This window comes from Thermomonas sp. (assembly GCF_035369645.1).
Classification (GTDB): domain Bacteria; phylum Pseudomonadota; class Gammaproteobacteria; order Xanthomonadales; family Xanthomonadaceae; genus Thermomonas.
Genome location: NZ_DAOOUM010000036.1, coordinates 1 through 22,595, shown reverse-complemented (window position 1 = coordinate 22,595; position 22,595 = coordinate 1). Strand labels below are relative to the sequence as shown.

20 protein-coding genes and 1 riboswitch are annotated in these 22,595 nt (G+C 59.9%); of the genes, 15 read left to right on the top strand and 5 right to left on the bottom strand.

Features of this window, described 5'->3' with window-relative positions; translation table 11 throughout:
- Positions 1-26 precede the first annotated feature (26 nt).
- From PK789_RS08170 to PK789_RS08155, 4 genes are all read left to right on the top strand, one after another.
- Positions 27-569 (top strand): RNA pyrophosphohydrolase, encoded by a 543-nt coding sequence (locus PK789_RS08170; protein WP_503011930.1) that lies wholly within the window; start codon positions 27-29, stop codon positions 567-569.
- Between the two features lie 135 nt (positions 570-704).
- Positions 705-1,100, top strand: coding sequence for a phasin family protein (locus PK789_RS08165; protein WP_324308278.1), 396 nt, complete (start codon positions 705-707; stop codon positions 1,098-1,100).
- A gap of 200 nt (positions 1,101-1,300) precedes the next feature.
- Entirely contained in the window at positions 1,301-2,491 is a 1,191-nt protein-coding gene (locus tag PK789_RS08160; protein WP_324308277.1) for an efflux RND transporter periplasmic adaptor subunit, read from the top strand.
- Between the two features lie 78 nt (positions 2,492-2,569).
- A complete protein-coding gene (locus tag PK789_RS08155; protein ID WP_324308276.1) occupies positions 2,570-5,743 on the top strand; it encodes an efflux RND transporter permease subunit in 3,174 nt (1,057 codons plus the stop codon).
- Positions 5,744-5,805: 62 nt separating this feature from the next.
- On the opposite strand, the gene bioD is transcribed toward PK789_RS08155, so the two are convergent.
- Positions 5,806-6,504, bottom strand: coding sequence for a dethiobiotin synthase (gene bioD, locus PK789_RS08150; protein ID WP_324308275.1), 699 nt, complete (start codon positions 6,502-6,504; stop codon positions 5,806-5,808).
- Complete coding sequence (locus PK789_RS08145; protein ID WP_324308274.1) at positions 6,501-7,274, bottom strand: TMEM175 family protein; 774 nt, start codon at positions 7,272-7,274, stop codon at positions 6,501-6,503. Before PK789_RS08145 ends, bioD begins: the two co-directional genes overlap by 4 nt.
- Before the next feature lie 65 nt (positions 7,275-7,339).
- Between PK789_RS08145 and msrC the strand changes: the two genes are divergently transcribed.
- The 3 genes from msrC to PK789_RS08130 all read left to right on the top strand — a co-directional run bounded on the left by msrC (position 7,340) and on the right by PK789_RS08130 (position 10,492).
- Complete coding sequence (gene msrC, locus PK789_RS08140; protein ID WP_324308273.1) at positions 7,340-7,825, top strand: free L-methionine (R)-S-oxide reductase MsrC; 486 nt, start codon at positions 7,340-7,342, stop codon at positions 7,823-7,825.
- The gene (locus PK789_RS08135; RefSeq protein WP_324308272.1) at positions 7,822-8,202 is read left to right on the top strand and encodes a TfoX/Sxy family protein; all 381 of its coding nucleotides are present in this window, start codon (positions 7,822-7,824) and stop codon (positions 8,200-8,202) included. The genes msrC and PK789_RS08135 overlap by 4 nt, the downstream gene beginning before the upstream one ends.
- A gap of 32 nt (positions 8,203-8,234) precedes the next feature.
- Positions 8,235-8,473: riboswitch (cobalamin riboswitch) on the top strand.
- A 123-nt stretch (positions 8,474-8,596) separates the two neighbouring features.
- Positions 8,597-10,492, top strand: coding sequence for a TonB-dependent receptor domain-containing protein (locus PK789_RS08130; protein WP_324308271.1), 1,896 nt, complete (start codon positions 8,597-8,599; stop codon positions 10,490-10,492).
- Between the two features lie 77 nt (positions 10,493-10,569).
- On the opposite strand, the gene glmS is transcribed toward PK789_RS08130, so the two are convergent.
- Positions 10,570-12,402 (bottom strand): glutamine--fructose-6-phosphate transaminase (isomerizing), encoded by a 1,833-nt coding sequence (gene glmS, locus PK789_RS08125; RefSeq protein WP_324308270.1) that lies wholly within the window; start codon positions 12,400-12,402, stop codon positions 10,570-10,572.
- A gap of 159 nt (positions 12,403-12,561) precedes the next feature.
- Between glmS and PK789_RS08120 the strand changes: the two genes are divergently transcribed.
- From PK789_RS08120 to PK789_RS08085, 8 genes are all read left to right on the top strand, one after another.
- Complete coding sequence (locus PK789_RS08120) at positions 12,562-13,878, top strand: efflux RND transporter periplasmic adaptor subunit (RefSeq protein ID WP_324308269.1); 1,317 nt, start codon at positions 12,562-12,564, stop codon at positions 13,876-13,878.
- Between the two features lie 12 nt (positions 13,879-13,890).
- On the top strand, positions 13,891-14,583 hold the full coding sequence (locus tag PK789_RS08115; RefSeq protein WP_324308268.1) for an ABC transporter ATP-binding protein: 693 nt from the start codon (positions 13,891-13,893) through the stop codon (positions 14,581-14,583).
- A 98-nt stretch (positions 14,584-14,681) separates the two neighbouring features.
- A complete protein-coding gene (locus tag PK789_RS08110; protein WP_324308267.1) occupies positions 14,682-15,983 on the top strand; it encodes an ABC transporter permease in 1,302 nt (433 codons plus the stop codon).
- Between the two features lie 148 nt (positions 15,984-16,131).
- On the top strand, positions 16,132-17,373 hold the full coding sequence (locus PK789_RS08105) for an ABC transporter permease (RefSeq protein ID WP_324308266.1): 1,242 nt from the start codon (positions 16,132-16,134) through the stop codon (positions 17,371-17,373).
- Between the two features lie 22 nt (positions 17,374-17,395).
- The gene (locus PK789_RS08100) at positions 17,396-18,736 is read left to right on the top strand and encodes a sigma-54-dependent transcriptional regulator (RefSeq protein WP_324308265.1); all 1,341 of its coding nucleotides are present in this window, start codon (positions 17,396-17,398) and stop codon (positions 18,734-18,736) included.
- Positions 18,737-18,749: 13 nt separating this feature from the next.
- The gene (locus PK789_RS08095; protein ID WP_503011929.1) at positions 18,750-20,066 is read left to right on the top strand and encodes a sensor histidine kinase; all 1,317 of its coding nucleotides are present in this window, start codon (positions 18,750-18,752) and stop codon (positions 20,064-20,066) included.
- 74 nt (positions 20,067-20,140) lie between these two features.
- A complete protein-coding gene (locus tag PK789_RS08090) occupies positions 20,141-20,434 on the top strand; it encodes a ribbon-helix-helix domain-containing protein (protein WP_324308264.1) in 294 nt (97 codons plus the stop codon).
- A complete protein-coding gene (locus PK789_RS08085) occupies positions 20,431-20,850 on the top strand; it encodes a type II toxin-antitoxin system VapC family toxin (RefSeq protein WP_324308263.1) in 420 nt (139 codons plus the stop codon). The genes PK789_RS08090 and PK789_RS08085 overlap by 4 nt, the downstream gene beginning before the upstream one ends.
- Here PK789_RS08085 and PK789_RS08080 read toward each other — a convergent pair.
- Positions 20,828-21,127, bottom strand: a complete 300-nt coding sequence (locus PK789_RS08080; RefSeq protein WP_324308262.1) for a helix-hairpin-helix domain-containing protein — start codon at positions 21,125-21,127, stop codon at positions 20,828-20,830. The two genes, PK789_RS08085 and PK789_RS08080, sit on opposite strands and share 23 nt — an antisense overlap.
- The gene (gene glmU / locus PK789_RS08075) at positions 21,124-22,494 is read right to left on the bottom strand and encodes a bifunctional UDP-N-acetylglucosamine diphosphorylase/glucosamine-1-phosphate N-acetyltransferase GlmU (protein WP_324308261.1); all 1,371 of its coding nucleotides are present in this window, start codon (positions 22,492-22,494) and stop codon (positions 21,124-21,126) included. Before glmU ends, PK789_RS08080 begins: the two co-directional genes overlap by 4 nt.
- Positions 22,495-22,595: the final 101 nt, after the last annotated feature.

Below are 22,595 nucleotides of genomic sequence, written 5' to 3'. Positions count from 1 at the left end.
CAGGCAAATTTTTTGAGGTCCGCATCGTGATCGATCCGGACGGGTTTCGGCCCAATGTGGGCATCGTGCTGATGCACGAAGATGGACGGGTGTTCTGGGCACGCCGCGTGCGCCGGGACGGTTGGCAGTTTCCGCAGGGTGGGATCAATACCGACGAAACCCCACTTGAAGCGATGTACCGCGAGCTGCATGAAGAAACCGGCCTGCGCCCGGAGCATGTGGAGCTGCTGGCGGCGACCCCCGGCTGGCTGCGCTACCGGTTGCCGCCGCATGCTATTCGCCGCAAAGAACGCTTGGTGTGTATCGGCCAGAAGCAAGTCTGGTTTTTGCTGCGGTTCTGCGGGGCGGACAGCGATCTGCGCCTAGACTTGACCCCCGCGCCGGAATTTGACGGCTGGCGCTGGGTGGATTTTTGGTACCCGTTGGCGCATGTGGTGACCTTCAAACGCGATGTCTATGCGCGTGCCCTGGGCTTTTTGGCCCCACAGGCACGAGGAGTGGCTGGCGCGCTGGCAGTGCCCGAAATTGCGTTGCCGACCACACAATTCGGCCAGCTTCATCCGCGTTAACAAAGCGAGGGAAGGCGGCAAGCTGAACCCGAGGCGACCGTTCGTCGGCATCATGTTGCATTGCAACAAATCTCCGCTTATGCTGCAACGCACAAATCCGGCAAACCTTGCCGATAACAGCAGCAGGAGACCGCCATGTACCAGTTCAACGATCAGTTCAGCAAAGCCGCCACCCAGTTCGCCGATGCCGCCGCCAACGTCAATCGTCTGGCCCTGGAAAACGCCGAGAAGGCCTTTGGCCTGCAGTTGGCCGCAATCGAAGAAACCGTCAACGCCAGCTTCGCCTTCACCGGCGAGTTGCTGCAAGTGCGCGACGCCGATGGCCTGAAGGCCGTGTGGCCGAAGGGCGTGCAGGTTGCCCGCACCAACGCCGAACGCAGCTTCAGCACCGTGCAAGAAGTGTTTGCCAATACCGTGAAGACCAACGAAGCCATCGGCTCGCTGGCCAAGGGTCAGTTCGAGCAGGCCAGTGCTCAGGTCAAGGCCGAAGTGGAAAAGGCCACCAAGGCTAACGCCAAAGCCGCCAAGTAATCGGCAGGCTGCCATATCCCTCCCGCAGGGACGGTGTCGGTCGCGCGCCCCCTCGCACCGACACCGACGGCCCGACAGCTCACGCTGTCGGGCTTTTTTTTACGCAGGACTACGACAAGCACTAAAATTCTGCACCGATTAGTTCACTATTCTGCTAGTATTGCGAATTCGTCCTTTTCGTATTTACCGGATTTCTACCCATGCCTGCCTATTCGTCCGGCCGCAAACCCAACTCTTCCTTACGCTGGATCTTGATGTTGATTGGCGCCATCGTCGTCTTTGGTGGCGTGCTGGGCATCAAGGCGATCTTCGCCAAGAAGACGAATGACTTCTTCAACAACATGCCGCAGCCGGCGGTCGCCATTTCGGCTGCCACTGCCAAATCCGAGCGCTGGAATGCTGCAGGTGATGCGGTAGGTACTTTGTTCGCGGTCAATGGCGCCGATGTCACCACCGAAGCGGGCGGTGTGGTGCGCAGCATTGAATTTGAAGCCGGCCAGCCGGTGAGTAAAGGCAGCGTCCTGCTGCGCCTGAATACCGATAACGAAGACGCCCAGCTCAAGGCGCTGGAAACATCAGCCAAGCTGGCAGCGGTACAAGCACAGCGGTGGCAGGCACTGGGCAAAGATAAATTGGTGTCACTGGATGACGTGCAACAGCGCGTCGCCGCCGCCGCCAACGCCCGCGCACAAGTGGACGCGCAGCGCGCATTGATTGCGCGCAAGACCATCCGCGCGCCGTTCTCGGGGGTGTTGGGGATCCGTAAGGTCAACCTTGGCCAATACCTTGCGCCCGGCGATGCCATCGTCAGTTTGCAACAGCTCAATCCTATCTATTTGAACTTTACCCTGCCCGAGCAAATGATCGGCAAGTTGGTGAAGGGCGGCAAGATCAGCGCCACGGTGGATGCGCTACCGGGGCAGACATTCGATGGCGACATCACCGCAATTGACCCCTTGGTAGACACCAACACACGCAACTTCAAGGCACAGGCCACATTGCAAAACCCGGGCAATACCTTGCGCCCCGGCAGCTTTGCCAAAGTTGGGTTTGAACTAGGTGCCGCGCAGGATGCAGTGGTAATTCCGCAAACGGCAGTAAGCTTCAATCCGTATGGTAATGCCGTGTTTGTGATCACCTCGGAGAAACGCAAGGCTGGCGAGACCGATGCCCAAGGCAAACCACTGACCGGCAACAAATTGGTGGTCAACCAACGCTTCATCAAAACCGGTGCAACCCGCGGCGACTTGATCGCAGTGATCGATGGCCTCAAGCCGGGTGAGCAGGTGGTTTCCTCCGGTTTGTTGAAGCTGCGCAATGGCGCAGAAGTCACCATCGACAATAGTGTGCAGCCGAGTAGTGACACGCAGCCTGCGGTCAGCAATCGCTGATCGCCGCCAGCGCGGCAATACCGCGCTATCCCATTTTTCCGGGTTGCCATCGCTGGCGACGCGGACGCGAGGCAACCGATGAAATTCACCGATCTTTTCATCCGTAAACCGGTGCTGGCGATGGTCGTCAGCTTGTTCATTTTGCTGTTTGGCCTGCGCGCCTTCAGCGAATTAAACGTGCGCAAATACCCAGAAATGCGCAACGCGGTGATCAACATCAGCACGACCTATTTCGGCGCCGATGCCGACTTGATTCAAGGCTTCATCACCACACCGCTGGAACGCGAAGTCGCCAGTGCTGAGGGTATCGACTACCTGACATCGACCAGTGCCGCGGGAGTGAGCACCATCCAAGCCTATATCCGCTTGGACAAGAACCCCAGTGAAGCGCTGACCCAGATCAGCGCCAAAGTCAACAAATTGCGCGGGCAGCTACCGGCACAATCGGAAGACCCGGTAATCGACCTCAAGCAAGGCGAGAGCATTGCTTCGATGTATCTGTCGTTTTCTAGCAATCGCCTGGATGGCAATCAGATTGGTGACTACCTGACCCGCGTCATCCAGCCCAAACTGGTGACGGTTGCCGGTGTGCAGAGTGCCGACATCATGGGTGCGGGTAACTTCGCCATGCGGATCTGGCTGAAGCCGGAAAAAATGGCCGCGCTCAAGGTGACCGCCAGCGATGTCAATAGTGCATTGCAGTCCAATAACGTGCTTGCTGCCGTGGGCTCGACCAAGGGCCACATGGTGGCCATCGACATGACGGCACGCACCGATCTGCGCAATGCTGAAGAGTTCCGCAAACTGGTCGTGCGTGAGCAAAATGGCGCGATCGTACGTTTGGGTGATATCGCCGACGTCGTACTGGGATCCGACAGCTATGGCACCTCTGTGCGCATCAACGGTGGTGATGCCGCCACGTTCATGGCCATCAGTGTCTCGCCCGATGCCAATTCACTGGATGTGATCAAGGCTGTGCGCAAGGTCTGGGACAACGAAATCATCCCGCAGCTGCCGCAGGGCATGCAGGCCAGCATTCCGTACGACAGCACTGAGGCAATTCAAGACTCGATCAATGAGGTGATCCGCACGATCATCGAAGCCTTGGTTATCGTGATCGTGGTGATTTACCTATTCTTAGGCTCGCTGCGTAGCGTGATCATTCCGGCAGTAACCATTCCGCTATCGCTGATTGGCGGCCTGTTTTTGATGTTGTTGATGGGCTTCACCATCAACCTGCTGACCTTGCTGGCGATGGTGCTGGCCATCGGCATCGTGGTGGATGACGCGATCATCGTGCTGGAAAATATTCACCGCCATATCGAAGAGGGCATGTCCCCGTTCGATGCCGCCATTCGCGGTGCACGCGAATTGGCGTGGCCGGTGGTGGCAATGACCACGACACTGATTGCGGTGTATCTGCCGATTGGTTTCCAAGGCGGTATGACCGGCGTGTTGTTCACCGAATTTGCGTTTACTTTGGCTGGCTCGGTGCTGCTGTCCGGGGTGATTGCGTTGACGCTGACGCCAATGATGAGCTCACGCATTCTCGTCGCGCATGACCCCAACCACCCCAAAGGTAAATTCGAAAGCTGGCTGGATGCGCGCTTCGACACACTGCACCACGCCTATCAGCGTCGCCTACACAGTGCGATGGACACCAAGGCGGTCATCGCGGTGTTCGGCCTGATTGTACTGATCAGCTGTAGTTTCCTATACATGGGTGCACCTAAAGAACCCGCGCCGGTTGAAGACGAAGGTTTTATTTTTTCGATTTCCAGTGCCGACCCCGTGGCCACGTTGGACTACGTGGAACGCTACACCGGTGAAATTTCGAAATTTACTCGCAACATTCCGGAGATCAAAGAAACGTTCTTGATCAACGGTGGCATGGGTGGTGGTGGTGGCGCCAGCCCCAGCGCCATGGCCGGGTTTGTACTGAAGCCGTGGAGCCAGCGCTCTCGATCCACGACTCAGGTCTTGCAGAAAGAGTTGCAGCCCAAGTTGAATCAAATTGCCGGACTCAACGTGTTCGCGATGGTGCCGCCATCGTTACCTAGCGCCGGCGGCGGTGGTGGTGGTGGCGAGTTCATTGTCGGTGGCGTAGGCAGCTTGCAGCAGCTTTCGGAGCTGTCGGACGCCATTTTGGCCAAGGCATATGCCAGCAAACGGTTTATTTTCCTCGACAAGGATTTGAAGATCGACAAGCCGCGTATCGAAGTCAATGTGGATCGCGACAAGGCGGCCACACTGGGGATTGATATGCGCACGCTGGCGGCCGATATGTCGGCAATGTTAGCCGGTGGTTACAGCAATCTGTTCTCAATGCAAAACCGCTCGTATCGGGTAATTCCGCAGGTGCAGCGCAGCGATCGTCTCAACGCCTCGCAACTGGAGAATTACTACACCCGTACCCGCGATGGCCAATTGATCCCGCTATCCACCATCGTGACCTTGAAAGAAAGCGCGCAACCACAATCGCTCAAGCGCTTCCAGCAGCTCAACGCGGTGTCGATCACCTTTGCCCCGCGCCCCGGCGTGAGCAAGGGTGAGGCACTGGCCATCCTTGACCAAGCCGCCAAAGACGTGCTGCCGCAGGGTTACAGCGTGGATTACGCCGGCGAGTCGCGGCAGTTCAAGCAGGAAGGCTCGGCGATGCTGATGACTTTGGCGCTGGCGCTGATTGTGATTTTCTTGGTGTTGTCGGCACAGTTTGAGAGTTTCCGTGACGCTTTGATCATGTTGCTCACCGTACCCATGGCGATCTGCGGTGCGTTGCTGGCGTTGAATGTGTTGGCCTTGCTGGCACAAATTTTGCAGTTCTCCGGGATCGAGGCGTTCCCCGGCATGAGTATCAACATCTACACCCAGGTGGGCTTGGTGACGCTGGTCGGCGTGATTTCCAAGCACGGCATCTTGATCGTGGAGTTCGCCAATAAGCTGCAAATCGAACAGGGCATGAGCAAACGTGATGCGATTGAAGCGGCCACCGGAATCCGTCTGCGCCCGGTGCTGATGACCACCGCCGCACTGGTGTTTGCGATGATCCCGATGCTGATGGCCAAGGGCCCCGGTGCGGCTTCGCGCTTCTCGATGGGCGTGGTGATTGCCTCCGGCATGAGCATCGGCACCTTGTTCACCTTGTTCGTGCTGCCGGCGTTCTACCTGTATCTGGCGCGTGATCATGCGCATGATCGCGAGAAGGCGGGTGAGGCAGAGCCGCTGACGCCAGCGGAGCCGCAACACGGCTGATCGATTCACCCCCCCCAAAAAAAGGGGTCAGAGAACATTTCCATTTGAAGTCCTGCGCGACGTCATGTCAGGGGAAATTCTCTGACCCCTTTTTCGGGCACCCGCAACTGACTTGCCATCGCCGACGGATCGGCATCCGGCACATGCGGCAACACTCCCCAGCAAGGCGCCGGCAGTCGCTCCTGCAACATCACGAGGTTGTCCTGCACGCGCTCCATCGACGGATCGACATGCGAGCCGATCCAGCCCATCAATGTCATCCCATCAGAAAGAATCGCCCGGGCGCTGAGCAAGGCATGGCTGAGGCAGCCCAGCCGCAAGCCCACCACCAACACCACCGGCATGCGTAGTGCGCGCACCAAGTCGGCCTGCATCAGGTTCGCCGAAAGTGGCGCAGCCCAACCGCCCACACCTTCGACCACCACCGTGTCTGCTTGTGCAGCCAGATGAGCATGCGCCGCGAGGATCGGTGCCAATGTCACGTCGATGCCGGCATCACGCGCAGCCAATTCCGGTGCAAGCGGGTGCTCCAGAGCAAAGGGATTGATGTCGGCGTAGTTCGCACTGACGTTGCTTGCGCGTTGCAAGGCCAGCGCGTCCTCGTTCTTCCATTCACCGTCCAGCCATGTGCAACCACTCGCCACCGGCTTCATGCCCGACGCGCGCAAGCCTTGCCCGCGCAGTGCGTGCAGCAGGGAGCAACTTGCCAGCGTCTTGCCGATGCCGGTGTCGGTGCCGGTGACGTACACAGCGCTACTCATGCACCCGCACCTGCCTGCAACGCTGCCCGCTCACGTCGCCGCTTGCCGCTGTAACGGCCGAGCTGGGCGCCCATCAGTGCATACACCCACATTGGCAAGCTGGCGACCAGCACGCGCAGCAAAGGGCTGGATCCAAGCCAGTCCTGCGGCACCAACAGCAAGCCCAGGCTCAGCGTGAGGCTGACCGCAGCAGCCCCCGTGCGAATGCCATGCAAGCCGATTTCGGTCACGGTGGAATGCCGTTCAACGGCATCAAGCGCCAGCGTATCCGCGCAGCGTAGCGCGTGCGCGTTCAGACGCCACAGCAGCCACGACAGCAGCCCGTAGCCGGCGCCGTAGATCATGAACACGGTTTGCAGGTCGAGCAGCCAGTGCGCACGATCCATGCCGAGTTCGCTGGGTAGCCAGCCACCGCTGATCAGCGACAGCCCACTGGAAATCACCATCCGCAAGGGATAGATCCAGATCAGCACCACCATCAGGAACGCCAGGCTGGTCACGGTCGAGGCGCGATCCTCCAGCCCGTAGCGACGGCTCCAGACATTGTGCGCATTCCAGAATTCCGCGAGCAGGATGAAGCACAACACGAAGCTCGGCACCTTGCGCAGGGCATCGCGCAGCTCGGCGGCGGTGTCCGGTAATTGGTTGTAGAAGATCACCAGCATCGTCATCGAGAACGCGAAGCCGGCATCGACGAAGGTTTCCAGCCGACTGACGTCCTCCCCGCGCAGGCGGAACCCGTCTTCGACCCGCAGGTGCGACAACTCCATGGCCAAGACCTCACGCAAATATCCGCGATGGTACTCCGCGCCCGCTGGATTGCTACACTTCCAGCATGAGCTTCAGCGCAACCCGCCTCACCGGCAGCAAACCCGACCAGTACGCCCAACTCCTGCAGCAAGCCCGCGCGCTGCTGCATGACGAGTGCGACCGCATTGCCAATGCTGCCAATCTATCAGCGCTGGTGTATCACGCACTGCCTGATCTGAATTGGGTGGGGTTTTATTTTTTCGATGGCGATGAATTGGTGGTGGGCCCGTTCCAAGGCTTGCCCGCGTGCGTGCGCATCCCCCTGAGCAAAGGCGTCTGCGGTGCTGCGGCGCGCTTGCGGCAAACCCAACGCATTGAAGACGTCAATACGTTCCCCGGACATATCGCCTGCGACTCCGCATCGCGCTCGGAACTGGTGGTGCCGCTGTATCAAGGCGATACCTTGCTGGGGGTGTTTGACCTCGATAGCCCGCTGCCAGCGCGCTTCGATGCAGACGATCAAGCCGGGCTGGAAGCCATCGCACAGACCTATCTGGATGCCCTGCAATGAGCGCCACCAAGATGCGCAATATCGGCCCGAAGTCTGCTGCATGGCTGCGGCAAGTGGGCCTGCGTTCGCTGGAAGACATCGCCGCGATTGGCACCGTGGATGCCTTTATGAAGGTGCGCCGGGCCGGCTTCAAACCCAGCCTGAATCTGCTGTACGCGCTGGAAGGCGCGCTCTGCAATTGCCATTGGCAAGAGGTGCCCGACGCGCGCCGCACGGAACTGGTCAGCGCCGCCGAGGCCGCCATCGCCCTGCTGCCGCCGCCGCGCAACCGCCCGGCCGCCGCACCGGTGACCACCACCCATCACGATGACGCGCACGCACCGGCGATGGCCTTGCACTTGTTTGATGATGACCGTGCGCTCCCCAGCGCCGACTGAGCCGCGCCCAGCAGGCATCGCCCCGGCACGCTACAATGCGCGCGCTTCAAGGTGATTGCCGGGCCTCGCCCGTCGATTGAAACGGGAAGCCGGTGACGCTGCACGCAGGTGCAACCACTCCGGCGCTGCCCCCGCAACGGTAAGCAAGACAAGTTTGGCAACAACCACTGTGCGCACATCGGCTTGATGTTGCATGGGAAGGTGCCACACGGGTGCATCGACAGATGCGCCGCTTGCAAGCCCGGAGACCGGCCTTGAAGTTCATGTTGATTACGATGCGGCGGGCATCGTGCGACGTCGCGCCTGCTGCCCGCATCGCCCGTCTGCGCTTCCCGCTTGCACCGCAATCGCCCCCCTGCCATGGCGTACGGATTGGTGCGCCGGAGATGATCGAATGCACGCTCGCAACACCCCTTTACGCCTCACTGCCCTCGCCTTGGCCCTCTCGCTGCCGGCGCTGGCCAGTGCCCGTCCCGCTGAGGCCGCCGATGCGGCCAAAGACCTCGACAAAGTCATCGTGACCGCCACCCGCACCGCCACCACGGTAGATGCGGCATTGGCGGCGGTCGAGGTCATCGACCGTGCGCAGATCGACGCCAGCAGCGCGCGTTCACTGCCGGAATTGCTGCGCGGCCGCGCCGGTATCAGCATCGTCAACCAAGGCGGACTGGGCAAGCTGTCCACCTTGTTCATGCGCGGTACCGAATCGGATCACACCCTATTTTTGATCGATGGCGTGCGCGTGGGTTCGCCCACCTCGGGCCTGACCTCGCTGCAAGATATTCCGCTGGCGCAGATCGACCATATCGAAATCGTGCGCGGCCCGCGCTCGTCGCTGTATGGTGCCGATGCCATCGGCGGCGTGATCCAGATTTTCACCCGTCGCGGCCAGACCCAAGGCGTGCACGGCCGCGCGCGCATCGCGGCCGGCAGTCATGGCCTGCGCGAAGCCTCCGCCGGGCTTGACCTGCGCGGCGCACGCGGTGGCGTGGGTGTGGATGTGGGCCATCAGAGTACCGACGGCATCAATGCTTGCTTGGGGTACTACAACCCCGCAACGTGGGCCGGTGCCGGCTGCTTTATCGTGCCCGGCACCCATCTGGATCGCGATGGCTACCGCAATCACAGCGCCACCGTGCGCGCCGACTTCGCGCCCAGCGAAGCCTGGCAGTTGGACGCGCGTGCGCTACGCGCCACCGGCCATAACGATTACGACGGCGACTACGTGGATAACTCCGACATCGTCCAGCAAACCGTAGGCGGCAGCCTGCGTTGGACACCGTCGCAAGCCACCCAGGTGAAGTTGACCGTGGGTCGCAATACCGATGATTCGGCCAATTATTTAGGCAAAACCTTCAGCAACCGCTTTGTCACCACCCGCGACAGCGCCAGCCTGCAAGGCGATTTCACCCTTGCCCAAGGCCAAGTCTTGACCGCCGGCTATGACTGGCTGCGCGACCGCGCCGATGTCAGCGCACAGTGGTCACCGTTCACCGCCGCGCGCGGCAACCGCGCCGGGTTTATGCAGTACCAAGGTCAGTTTGGCGCGCAAGATTGGCAGGTGTCACTGCGACATGACAACAACGACCAATTTGGCGGCAAGACCACCGGTGGCATTGCATGGGGGTTGGATTTTGCCGGCAACTGGCGCATCACCGCCAGCCACGGCACCGCGTTCAAGGCACCCAGCTTCAACGAGTTGTATTACCCCGGTTTCAGCAATCCCTTGCTGCTGCCAGAAAGCGCACGCAGTAGCGAATTGTCGCTTGGCCAGCACGGCGAACACTGGCGCTGGCAGGCCAATGCCTACCAGACCCACATCGACAATCTGATTGCCTACGACGCATCCAAAGGCAAACCCGGCAATGTGGAGCTGGCCCGCATCCGTGGCGTGGAATTGACCGCCAACGCGAACTTGGGCGAATGGGATGTGCGCGGCCAACTGGGCTGGCTGCAAGCGCGCAACCTCAGCAGCGGCTTCAACCACGGCAAACAACTGGCACGCCGCCCCACCCGCAGCGCGCGGATCGACGTGGACCGTGCGCTGGGCAACTGGGGTGTGGGCATCAGCGGCATTGCTGAAGCTGCGCGTTGGGACGATGTGGCCAACACCTTGCGCGTGGGCGGCTACAGCACCCTGGATGCCCGCGTGTCCTGGCACTTCAGCCCCGGCTGGACGCTGCAAGCCAACCTTGTCAACGCCTTCAACAAAACCTACCAAACCAGCGCGTGGTACGCACAGCCCGGCCGCGAATGGCAGCTCAGCCTGCGCTGGCAGCCGCAGCAATAAGTACAGCTTCGGAGCCACCCCGCAAGGAAGCGAAAGCCCGGCAGGGATGCCGGGCTTTTTTTGTGGGCGGTGCGTTCTTACTCCACCGTCACCGACTTCGCCAAATTGCGCGGTTTGTCCACGTCGGTGCCGCGTGCCAATGCGGCGTGATAGGCCAGCAATTGCACCGGGATGGCGTGCACGATGGGCGAGAGGATGCCCACGTGACGCGGGGTGCGAATTACGCTAACGCCTTCGGATTCGCTGAAGCTGCTATCGGCGTCGGTGAACACAAACATCTGCCCGCCGCGTGCGCGCACTTCTTGGATATTGGATTTCACTTTTTCCAGCAGCACGTCGTTGGGCGCAATCACCACCACGGGCATCGCCTCGTCCACCAAGGCCAACGGCCCATGCTTGAGCTCGCCCGCCGGGTAGCCTTCGGCGTGGATGTAGGTGATTTCTTTGAGCTTGAGCGCGCCTTCCAATGCAATTGGGTAGTGCATGCCTCGGCCTAGGAAAAGAGCGTGTTGCTTGGACGCAAACTGGCTGGCCCACGCGGCGATTTGTGGTTCCAGATTGAGCGCGTGCTGCACGCTGCCGGGCAGGTGGCGCAGGTCGTCGATCAAACCGGCTTCTTGCTCGGCAGGCAAGCGCCCGCGCAATTTCGCCAAGGTCCCGGCCAATGCAAACAGCGCCACCAGCTGGGTGGTAAAGGCCTTGGTGGAGGCCACACCGATTTCTGCACCGGCGCGTGTGTGGAATACCAATGTGGATGCGCGCGGGATTGCCGATTCGGGCACATTGCAGATCGACAATGTTTTGTCTTGGCCTTGCGCTTTGGCGTATTTCAGCGCTTCCATCGTGTCCAGGGTTTCGCCCGATTGCGAAATGGTGACGATCAGTTGCTGCGGGTTGGCCACCACTTGCCGGTAGCGGTATTCACTGGCGATATCGACCGCGCACGGCACCCCCGCCAGCGCCTCGATCCAGTAACGCGCAGTCAGCCCGGCGTAATAACTGGTGCCGCACGCAAGAATCTGCACCGATGCCACATCCGCCAACACCTGCGCGGCATTTGCACCAAACAACGCCGCATCAAACCCGCCCAGTTCAACAATGCCATCCAAGGTGTCGCCCAGCGCGCGCGGTTGTTCGTGGATTTCTTTTTGCATGAAGTGCCGATACGGGCCCAGTTCAAGCGACGCCAGCGACACATCCGAGACATGCACCTCACGCGTAATCGGTGCGTCATGTGCATCGAATACCTGCACATCCTCACACGTTAGTTGCGCGGTATCGCCCTCTTCCAAAAAGATGACTTTGCGGGTGGCGCTGATGATGGCGGAAACATCCGAGGCGACGAAGTTCTCGCCTTCACCCAAGCCAACCAACAGCGGGCAACCCATACGTGCGGCCACCAAGGTGGACGGGTCGCGCTTATCGATCACTGCCAGCGCATAGGCACCGTGCAATTCCTTTACCGCCGCTTGCAATGCCGCCAGCAGGCTCAAGCCATGGCTGCGATGATGGTGAATGAGATGCGCCACCACTTCGGTATCGGTCTGCGAGGTGAAGGCGTAACCCAGTGCCTGCAAGCGTGCGCGTTGCTGTTCGTGGTTTTCAATAATGCCGTTGTGCACCAACGCCAGCTCGTCGTGGCTGATATGTGGATGCGCGTTGGACTCGGTGACCCCGCCATGCGTGGCCCAGCGGGTGTGGCCGATGCCTAGCGTGGCATTGAAATGTTCGGCATACGCAGCGGCTTCCATCTCAGCCACACGACCGGTACGGCGCACACGACGCACACCGCCATTGGCAACCACCGCAATCCCGGCAGAATCGTAGCCGCGATATTCCAACCGCTTCAGCCCTTCCACCAAGATCGGGACCACATCACGGTGGGCAATGGCTCCTACGATTCCACACATGCGGGTAACACTCCTTTGGATCGAATCGCGCAGTTTAATCGCTGCATCACGGGTGCGCGTCAACGGACACTGCTCGCGTCCGGCCGGACACGGGATGTTCAAAAAACAATCATAAAAACAATAGCTTAAAGATGGCACGGTGTTTGCTTGTATGTGGGTATGACACGCACCAACCCTACCGACGCCCCCGCCCTGCGTGGCCGCATCCGCGACACCGCAGGGCAAGACCATATCAACACCACACCCGCGCGCCGCAATCGACGCACATGGGCGCTTGCCGTCATTGCAACGGCAATCGTCGTGGCACTGATCGGCTGGGTGGCCACCCGCTGGCTGGGCGGCACGCATTCGTTCGATGCCACGCGCGTCCGCATCGCGCAAGTGACGCGCGGCGATTTGGTGCGCGACCTTAGTGCTGATGGCAAGGTGATTGCCGCCAACAGCCCCACGCTGTACGCCATCGCCGCGGGCACCGTGCATTTGTCCATCGTGGCCGGCGACAAGGTCACCCAAGGGCAAGCCCTGGCCACTATTGATAGCCCCGAACTGCGCAGCAAACTGGTGCAGGAAGAATCCACCTTAGCTAGCTTTGAAGCCGCCGCCAACCGTGCGCAACTGGACGCGCAAATCGCCCGCGCCAATGCCCAGCGTGCGCTGGATCAAGCCACGGTGGAGCGCACCGCTGCGCAACGTGATTTAGAGCGCTACCAGCGCGCCTTCGATGGCGGTGCGGTACCAAAAAATGATTTGAATCGCGCGCAGGACATGCTGAAGAAAGCCGATATCGGTTTGACCGCCGCACAGCGGGATTTTCAATTACAAAACGCCGGCGCGGGGCTGGATGCGCGCAATAAACAGCTACAAGCGCAACGCCAGCGTGCGGTGGTGATTGAGGCCAAACGTCAGGTGAACTTATTGACCTTGCGTGCCCCGTTTGATGGCCAAGTGGGGCAGGTGCAGGTGCCGCAAGGCACGCAAGTGATTGCCAATGGCCCGGTATTGAGTGTGGTGGATCTGTCCAAATTCGAAGTGGAAATGAAAGTGCCGGAAAGCTTCGCACGCGATCTTGGCATCGGCATGCCGGCGCAGATCAGTGCCAACAATGCCACCTTCCCTGCTGAAATTGCGGCGGTATCGCCCGAGGTCGTGAATGGCGAAGTCACCGCGCGGGTGCGCTTTGCCAATGGCAAGCAACCGCCGGGCCTGCGTCAAAACCAACGGCTATCGGTGCGCATCGTGATGGACACGCGCAAGAACGTGTTGATGGTCGAGCGCGGCCCCTTCCTAGAGCAAGACGGTGGCAACGTGGCCTATGTGGTGGATGGCAGCAGCGCCGTGCGTCGCCCAATCCACACCGGCGCATCCAGTCTTTCCAGCGTCGAAATTACCTCAGGCCTCAACGTTGGTGACCGCATCGTGGTTTCGGGCACCGATCAGTTCGACAACGCGGCGCGCGTCCGCATCTCCGGAAATTAAAAGGACTCTCACATGTTGAACATGCAACACGTCACCAAGGTATATCGCACCGATCTTGTGGAAACCCACGCCCTGCGCGCGCTGGACCTGCATGTGGCCGATGGCGAATTTGTCGCCGTCACCGGGCCTTCGGGCTCGGGCAAGACCACCTTTCTCAACATCGCAGGCTTGCTGGAAGAATTCACCGGCGGTGAATACAGCCTCGATGGCGTCAGCGTCAAAGGCTTGAATGACAACGCCCGCAGCAAGCTGCGCAATGAAAAAATTGGCTTCATCTTCCAAGGCTTCAACCTGATTCCCGACTTGAATTTATTCGACAATTGCGACGTGCCACTGCGTTATCGCGGCATGCCTGCCGCCGAGCGCAAATTGCGCATTGAAGATGCGCTGGGCATGGTGGGTTTGGGCTCGCGCATGAAGCACTATCCGGCAGAACTGTCCGGCGGCCAACAACAACGCGCCGCGATTGCGCGTGCGCTGGCAGGCAGCCCGCGCCTGCTGCTGGCGGATGAACCTACCGGCAACCTAGATTCGCAGATGGCGCGCAGCGTGATGGAATTGCTGGAAGACATCAACGAGCAAGGCACCACCATTGTGATGGTGACCCACGACCCGGAACTGGCCGCGCGTGCGCAACGCAATGTACACATCGTCGATGGCATGGCCACGGATTTGCGCCGCGAACCCGTGTTGATGACGGCCTGATCTCGCCCTCTGTCATCTCCACGAAAGCACCTTGCTCGTCATACGCAGACATGCGTCCGCGTTTGACGGAAACAACCTTATCCCTCACGGAGCCAACCATGTTCGGCTATTACCTCAACCTCGCCCTGCGCAGCTTCAAGCGCAACAAGGCACTGACCGCACTGATGGTGCTGGCCATCGCACTGGGCATCGGTGCCTGCATGACCACGCTGACAGTGTTCCATGTGCTGTCGGGCGACCCCATCCCGCAAAAAAGCGCTCGCTTGTTTTATGTGCAGATGGATCCGGAGGGAAAACAAGGCTACCAACCCGGTGGCGACCCACAAGATCAAATGACCCGTTTCGATGCAGAGGCTTTGCTGAGAGAGCATCGCGGTGACCGCCAAGCAATGATGACCGGCGGCAATGTGGCGGTGATCCCGGGGCAATCCGGACTGATCCCGTTCCGCTCAGATGCACGCTATACCAGCGCCGATTTTTTCCCGATGTTCGATGTGCCGTTTCTGCATGGCAATGGCTGGGCCGCCAAGGACGATGCGGCGCATGCGCGGGTTGCGGTCATCACGCGCTCGCTCAACCAACGTCTGTTTGCCGGTGGCAACAGCGTAGGCAAGACCCTGCGGCTGGACCAAAGTGATTTCACTATTGTCGGCGTGTTGGACGAATGGAAGCCAACCCCATCTTTCTTCGATATGAATAAAGATAGCTATGGCGAGCGTGAAGATGTCTTCCTACCGTTCTCCACTTCGCGCGACCTGAAGATGGGCCGCAATGGCAGCATGAATTGTTGGGGCGATAGTCGTGGTGACAACACCTCCGAAAATGCACCCTGCGCATGGATCCAATATTGGGTTGAACTCGATAGCGCCGACAAAGTCAGCACCTACCGCAACTACCTCGTCAATTACTCGGATATGCAACGCAAGGCCGGGCGCTTCGAGCGGCCCACTAATGTGCGCCTGAGCAATGTCATGCAATGGCTGACTTACAACAAGGTCGTGCCTGCGGATGTGGTGTTGCAGTTGTGGCTGGGCTTTGGCTTCTTGCTGGTGTGCTTGGTCAACACGGTGGGGTTGTTGCTGGCCAAATTCTTGCGCCGTAGCGGTGAGATCGGCGTGCGCCGCGCCTTGGGTGCATCACGATTGGAAATTTTCAAACAGTGTTTGGTCGAAGCCGGAATGATTGGTCTTGCGGGTGGCGTGGTGGGTTTGGGGCTGTCTTTGCTGGGCTTGTGGGCGGTGCGCATGCAGCCTGCCAGCTACGCCAAGCTGGCCCATCTTGACCTTGGCATGCTGCTGGTCACCTTCGTGCTGGCCATCGTGGCCAGCCTACTGGCAGGCCTGTTGCCGGCATGGCGCGCGATGCAAGTGACGCCGGCCATCCAGCTCAAGTCGCAATGACCCTGCTGTGTCCCTTCTCCCCCCGGGAGAAGGTGGCCCGCAGGGCCGGATGAGGGGGGCGGTAAATTCCGAACACCCTCAGCCTTCCGAACCCTCACCCCAATCCCTCTCCGTGAGGGGGATGGGCTTCAAGCTTCCGGAGCACACCATGGAAATCCGCCCCATCCTGTCCACACTGGCGCGCCACAAGACCGCTGCCGCCTTGATCGTGGTCGAAATCGCGTTGACCTGCGCGATCATCTGCAATGCCTTGTTCATGATTGGCGACCGCGTGCAACAGATCAACGAACCCAGCGGCATCGCCGAAAACGAGTTGTTACGCATCCAACTGGTCAGCAGTGGCACCGATGACAATGCCAGCGCACGCACGCGCACCGATCTGGCGGCACTTCGTGCAATACCGGGGGTGAAAGACGCCACATCCACCAATCAGGTGCCCTTCGTGAACTCCTCGTGGAACAGCGGTGTGCGCTTGAACACCAAGCAACAGCGCTCCACTCTGGTTGCGACAACCTACATGGCCGATGACCATTTCCTAAGCACGTTTGGCAGCCGCCTCATCGCTGGTCGTGACTTCAGGCCTGATGAGATCCAAGATTTCGAGGCTGTCAGCAAGGCTGCCGAACCCACCGCTATTCCAGTGGCCATCATCACCCGCAACATGGCGGAAAAACTTTACCCTGGCGTCGCCCCTGCGCAGGTCTTAGGCAAAGTGCTTTATAGCTGGGGTGACCGCCCCACACGGGTCATCGGCGTACTCGATCACCTTGTGCGTCCTAGCTTGCAAGACGGCCCCAACGCCCGCGAACACACCATGGTGTTCCCGCTGCGTACGCACTACAACATCGGCGGAAACTATGTCGTGCGCACATCACCAGAACGCCGCGATGAAGTTCTCAAAGCCGCTGTCAAACTCCTGCGCGGCAATGGCAATGACCGCATCATCATCGACGACAACACCAAGCCATTTACCGACCTCCGCAACGAGTTTTACCAAGCCCCGCGTTCGATGGCCTGGCTGCTGGGCGCCGTGTGTGTGGGCCTGCTGCTGATCACCGCGCTGGGCATCATTGGCTTGGCCAGCTTCTGGGTGCAGCAGCGCACCAAGCAAATTGGCATTCGCCGCGCCTTGGGTGCGACCAAGGGGCAAATTCTGCGCTACTTCCAAATCGAAAATTTCCTGATTGCCGGCATTGGGATTGCACTCGGCATGTTGCTGGCCTTCGGCCTGAATCAATTGCTGATGAGCAAGTACGAGCTACCGCGCCTACCGCTGCTGTATTTGCCGGCGGGGGCATTGCTGCTGTGGCTGCTGGGGCAATTGGCGGTGCTTGGCCCGGCCCGGCGTGCCGCTGCGGTACCGCCGGCGATCGCCACCCGCTCGGCCTGAGCACCCACATTACAATCGCCCCATGCCCACCATCCTGATCATCGACGACAACGCTGCCGTAGCCACCGCACTGGAAGTACTGCTGTCACTGCACGATATTCGCAGCGTGTACGCAGACTCGCCGCAGGCAGGTCTTGCAGTACTGGCGCAAACACCGATTGATCTGGTGATCCAGGACATGAACTTCCACGCCGACACCACCTCAGGTGAAGAAGGCGCGGCGCTGTTCCAGCAAATTCGCGCAGCACACCCGGATTTGCCGGTGATATTGCTGACCGCCTGGACGCACTTGGAAGCCGCGGTGGAGTTGATCAAGGCCGGTGCAGCTGACTATCTGGCCAAACCGTGGGATGACCGCAAGCTCATCGCTACTATCAACAACTTATTGGAATTGGGTGAAAGCCGGCAGCAATTGCTGCAGGTACAACGCACGGAAAGGCAACGCCGCAGCGCACTGGAGCGCAGCTTCGACCTGCGTGGCACGCTGTTTGCCGACCCCGCCAGTGAGGCCGCGCTGACCCTGGCCTGCCAGGTAGCGCGCGCCGACATTCCCGTACTGATCACCGGCCCCAATGGCGCGGGCAAGGAACGCTATGCCGAAATCCTGCACTACAACAGCGCAGTGAAGTCCGGGCCATTCGTGGCCCTCAATTGCGGCGCATTACCCAGTGAGTTGATCGAAGCTGAATTGTTCGGCGCCGATGCCGGCGCCTACACCGGCGCCAGCAAATCACGCGAGGGCAAGTTCGAAGCGGCCGATGGTGGCACCTTGTTTCTGGATGAAATCGGCACGCTGCCATTGGCCGGGCAAGTAAAACTGCTGCGTGTATTGGAAACCGGCCGCTTCGAACGGCTGGGCAGCAACCGCGAGCGTAGCGTGAAGGTGCGCATCGTCAGTGCCACCAATGCCAATCTGGCCGCGCTGATTGTCGAAGGAAAATTTCGCGAAGACTTGTTCTACCGCCTCAACGGCATCGAGTTGCGGGTGTTGCCATTGGCGCAACGTCCGCGTGACATCCTGCCTTTGGCTCATCACTTTTTGCCTGCCGGCAAACGCTTGAGTGAAGACGCCGAACGCACACTGCAACGCCACGCTTGGCCGGGCAATGTGCGCGAGCTGCGCAATGTGATGCAACGCGCCGCATTGCTGGCCCGTGGTGAGCGCATCGAAGCCCCTGATCTTGCGCTGCCCACCGCCACCACGCCCCTGCCTGCCAACAGTGGCGATGAGCCAGACCGCGCCAGCATCGAAACCGCCTTGTCACGCTGTGGTGGCGTGTTGGCGCAGGCTGCAGCGGAACTGGGGATGTCACGGCAAGCCTTGTATCGCAGACTCGACCGCCTTGGCATACCGCGCGGTTAGTGCGCCATCACCCATGCGCATTCTTCGCATCCTGCCCATCGCCACCCGCATGATTGCAATCGCGATCATTGGCATTACCGCGTCCGCATTCGCCACCGTGTTGTTGTCGCAATGGTTGCAGCCGTGGGCTGCCGCTCTGCTGTCTGCCGGTGGTATTGCCATCGTCATTGCCACCATGATCTGGCGCAGTTTGGTGCCCATGCGTGCGTTGTTTCGCGCCTTGGCTGGTACTGTAGCCAGTTATCGCGATGGTGATTTCAGTTTTGGCATTACATGGGACAAGGCCAGTGATCTGATCGAACTCGTGGATGCCCACAACGCGCTGGGAAATGCCTTGCGTGATCAACGTTTGGCCCTCGTGCAACGGGAATTACTGCTGGACACGATGGTGCAGAACACCCCCGTTGCGATGGTCTTGATCGACCCCAACCAGCGCGTGGTGTTGGGCAATTTGGCCGCACGTCGCATGTTGGGCGAAGGCCGGCGGATGGAAGGGCGCGCCTTTGCCGACGTGCTGAGCAATGCCGAATCGGCTCTACGGGATGCGTTTGAACGCGGCGGCGATGGCATGTTCACCATCGGCAGCGAAGACGACGAGGACATCTACCATCTCTCGCGGCGCAGTTTCCGTCTCAATGGGCGTCTGCACGAACTGGTGCTATTGCGCCAACTCACGGCCGAGCTGCGCAGGCAGGAAGTGCAGACGTGGAAGAAAGTGATCCGCGTGATCAGTCACGAGCTCAACAACTCGCTGGCTCCCATCGCGTCGCTAGCGCACTCGGGCGCGGAATTACTGCGGCGCGGCCAACCCGAACGACTACCGGAAGCATTGGCTACGATTGAAGAACGCGCCCGCCATCTAGAAGGCTTCATCCGCGACTACGCACGCTTCGCCAAGCTGCCCGCACCGCGTTACGCGCCCGTTGTGTGGCAGCGCTTCATCGCCCAGTTGCGTGCGCAGGTGGAATTTACCGATGTATTGCAGCCCGCTGATGGCATCGGCCGCTTCGATGCCGCGCAGCTGGAGCAGGCGCTGATCAACCTCCTCAAGAATGCACATGAATCGGGCTCCCGCGCCGAGGACGTGAGCTTATCCGTGCGGCAGCTGCCCGATGCCTGGCGCATCGAGGTGCTCGATCGCGGCAGCGGCATGAACGACGCCGTATTGGCTAATGCGCTTTTGCCGTTCTACTCCACCAAACGCCACGGTACCGGCCTCGGACTGGCATTAGCGCGTGAGATTGCCGAAGCCCACGGCGGCCGCATTGCTCTACTCAACCGTGATGGTGGCGGGTTGTGTGTGGCGATAGTGTTGCCAGCCACGCATTGACCGCGATGAGTGACCTTGTCAGGTTGACTTTCCTTCCAATATGTCATACATTTATGACAAGCAAGGAGACCTCCATGCCAAGCCCCGACATCCGCATTAATGCCCGTTTGACCGGTGCTGACGCCAGCCGGCTACAAGAACTGTTGCAGCGCAATGGCGGCTCCGTCTCCGATGTCTTGCGCGATGCCCTGCGCGAGTTTCATGCCAGCCATGTGCGGCCACAGCGCGACCCAATGCAGCTTCTTGCCGGGTATATCGGTACGGGTGAAGGCCCTGAAGATCTATCCTCCAATTACAAGCAATACCTAACGGAGGCATTGGAAAGCAAACTCCCACTGCGCGTACACGATCAGGTCAACAGCCCGTGATCTTGGCTGACAGTGGTTTTTGGATTGCATTGGGAAGCCGCCGTGACCGCCACCACCATGCGTCTCTTGACGCGGCACAGCGGTATGCGAGCGAAGGCTTTGTCAGTACTTGGCCGGTATTGACTGAAGTGACCCATTTGCTGGTAGCGCGCGTAGGCATCCATCAAGCATTGGAATTTACCGATGCAATTGCCCAAGGCGCGTGCCTGATCCCCACACCTCCGGACGATGCGCTGGTTCGCGCCTCCAGCCTGATGCGGCGCTATCAAGACCTGCCGATGGACTTGGCCGATGCATCCTTGGTCATCCTTGCCGAGCAGTTGGGTGAGGGCCGTATTCTTTCCACCGACATGCGTGATTTTTCCGGCTATCGCTGGAAAAACAAACTCCCATTTACGAATCTGTTGCTGCCATAGCCTGCGCTTTGCGCTGCGCCGTGTAATGCCACCACGGCCTTGCTTCGCCACCGTGCATGAAATCCGTGATCGACAAAAATACGTCAATCACACAAGGGTCATGCTGTTGTTGCGTGATCAAACAAAGCTCTGCATACAGCGCCCAAGCATCCCGCCCCACCAGCTGCGGTGGGGTGTCGATTCCTAGCAAACGCAAATCACCGGCGGTGGCCGGGCCAACATTGGGCAAGTCGGTCAGCATACGCACAGCTTCGCGCCTGACCCGGGCCGGATTCATGTGGTCTTCTTGACCGGCCGATGCCAGCCATCCAGTGTGATTTGGCGTTCGCGCGCCACTGTCAGCTTGTTGGCAGGCGCATCCTTGCTGATGGTGGAGCCGGCACCAATCGTCGCCCCGTCACCAATCTTCACAGGTGCTATCAGCGCACTGTTGGAACCCACGAACACCCCGTCACCAATCGTGGTGGTGAATTTGTTCACCCCGTCGTAATTGCAGGTAATCGTGCCGGCCCCGATATTGACCTTGCTGCCGACCACCGCGTCGCCCAGATAACTCAGATGATTGGCTTTGCTACCCCGGCCCAACGTCGTTTTCTTGGTTTCCACGAAATTGCCCACATGCACATCCTCGGCCAGCACCGTCCCCGGGCGCAGCCGTGCATAGGGCCCAATCTGCGCGCCCGTTCCAATCTGCGCACCTTCAATATCGCAATGCGCACGCACCACCGCACCCGCCGCAATGGTTGCATCCTTGATCCGGCAAAACGGCCCGATGCGAACACCATCACCTAAGTTGACCGTGCCTTCAAAAATCACATCCGCATCAATCTCAACATCGCGGCCTACCTGCACGCTACCGCGAATATCCACACGCGCAGGATCCGCCACCCGCGCTCCATCCATGCACAAGTTGCGTACCTGCCGCAGCTGGAAAGCACGCTCCAGCTGCGCCAACTGCCAAGGGTCGTTCGCCCCTTCGGTTTCCAATGGGTCGTTAACCACCACGACTTCAGCAGCGGCAAATTCATGCGCGGCACTGGCAAACACGTCAGTCAGGTAGTACTCGCCTTGTGCATTGCGATTCGACAATCCCGCTAACCAGCGCTTGAGCGAAGCAGCTTCCGCTGCGATCACTCCGGTATTGACCATGCGGATACGAAGATGGTCTTCACTGGCATCCTTCTGCTCAACAATCGCAGCCACATGCCCTTCACTATCGCGCAAAATCCGGCCATACCCCATTGGGTTTGCCAATTCCGCCGCGAGTACCGCCAGCTTCGCGGGTGCAGCAAGTAGCCGCTGCAAGGAATCCGCCGTAATCAACGGCACATCGCCATACAACACTAGGACTTTTGCAGCGTCAGGTATCTGCGCCATCGCCTGTTGCACAGCATGCCCCGTACCTAATTGCCGGGCTTGCTCAGCCCAGTGCAAATCCATCTGGCCGGCAAAGGCAGTACGCACCTGATCGCCCCCGTGCCCATACACCACGTGGATACCCGCTGGCTGCAACGCACGTGCGGCCGCAATTACATGTGCCAGCATGGGCTTTCCTGCCACGGATTGCAAAACTTTGGGCAGCACCGACTTCATCCGCTTGCCTTCGCCAGCAGCAAGAATCACGACATGAAGTGCTGCACTCATTTTCGACTCCCGGAAATTTGATTGGATATTAACGTGCAAACCCAAACCCCCCAAAGAAAAACCCCGCAGAGTTGATCTGCGGGGTTTGGGATAAGGCCCTG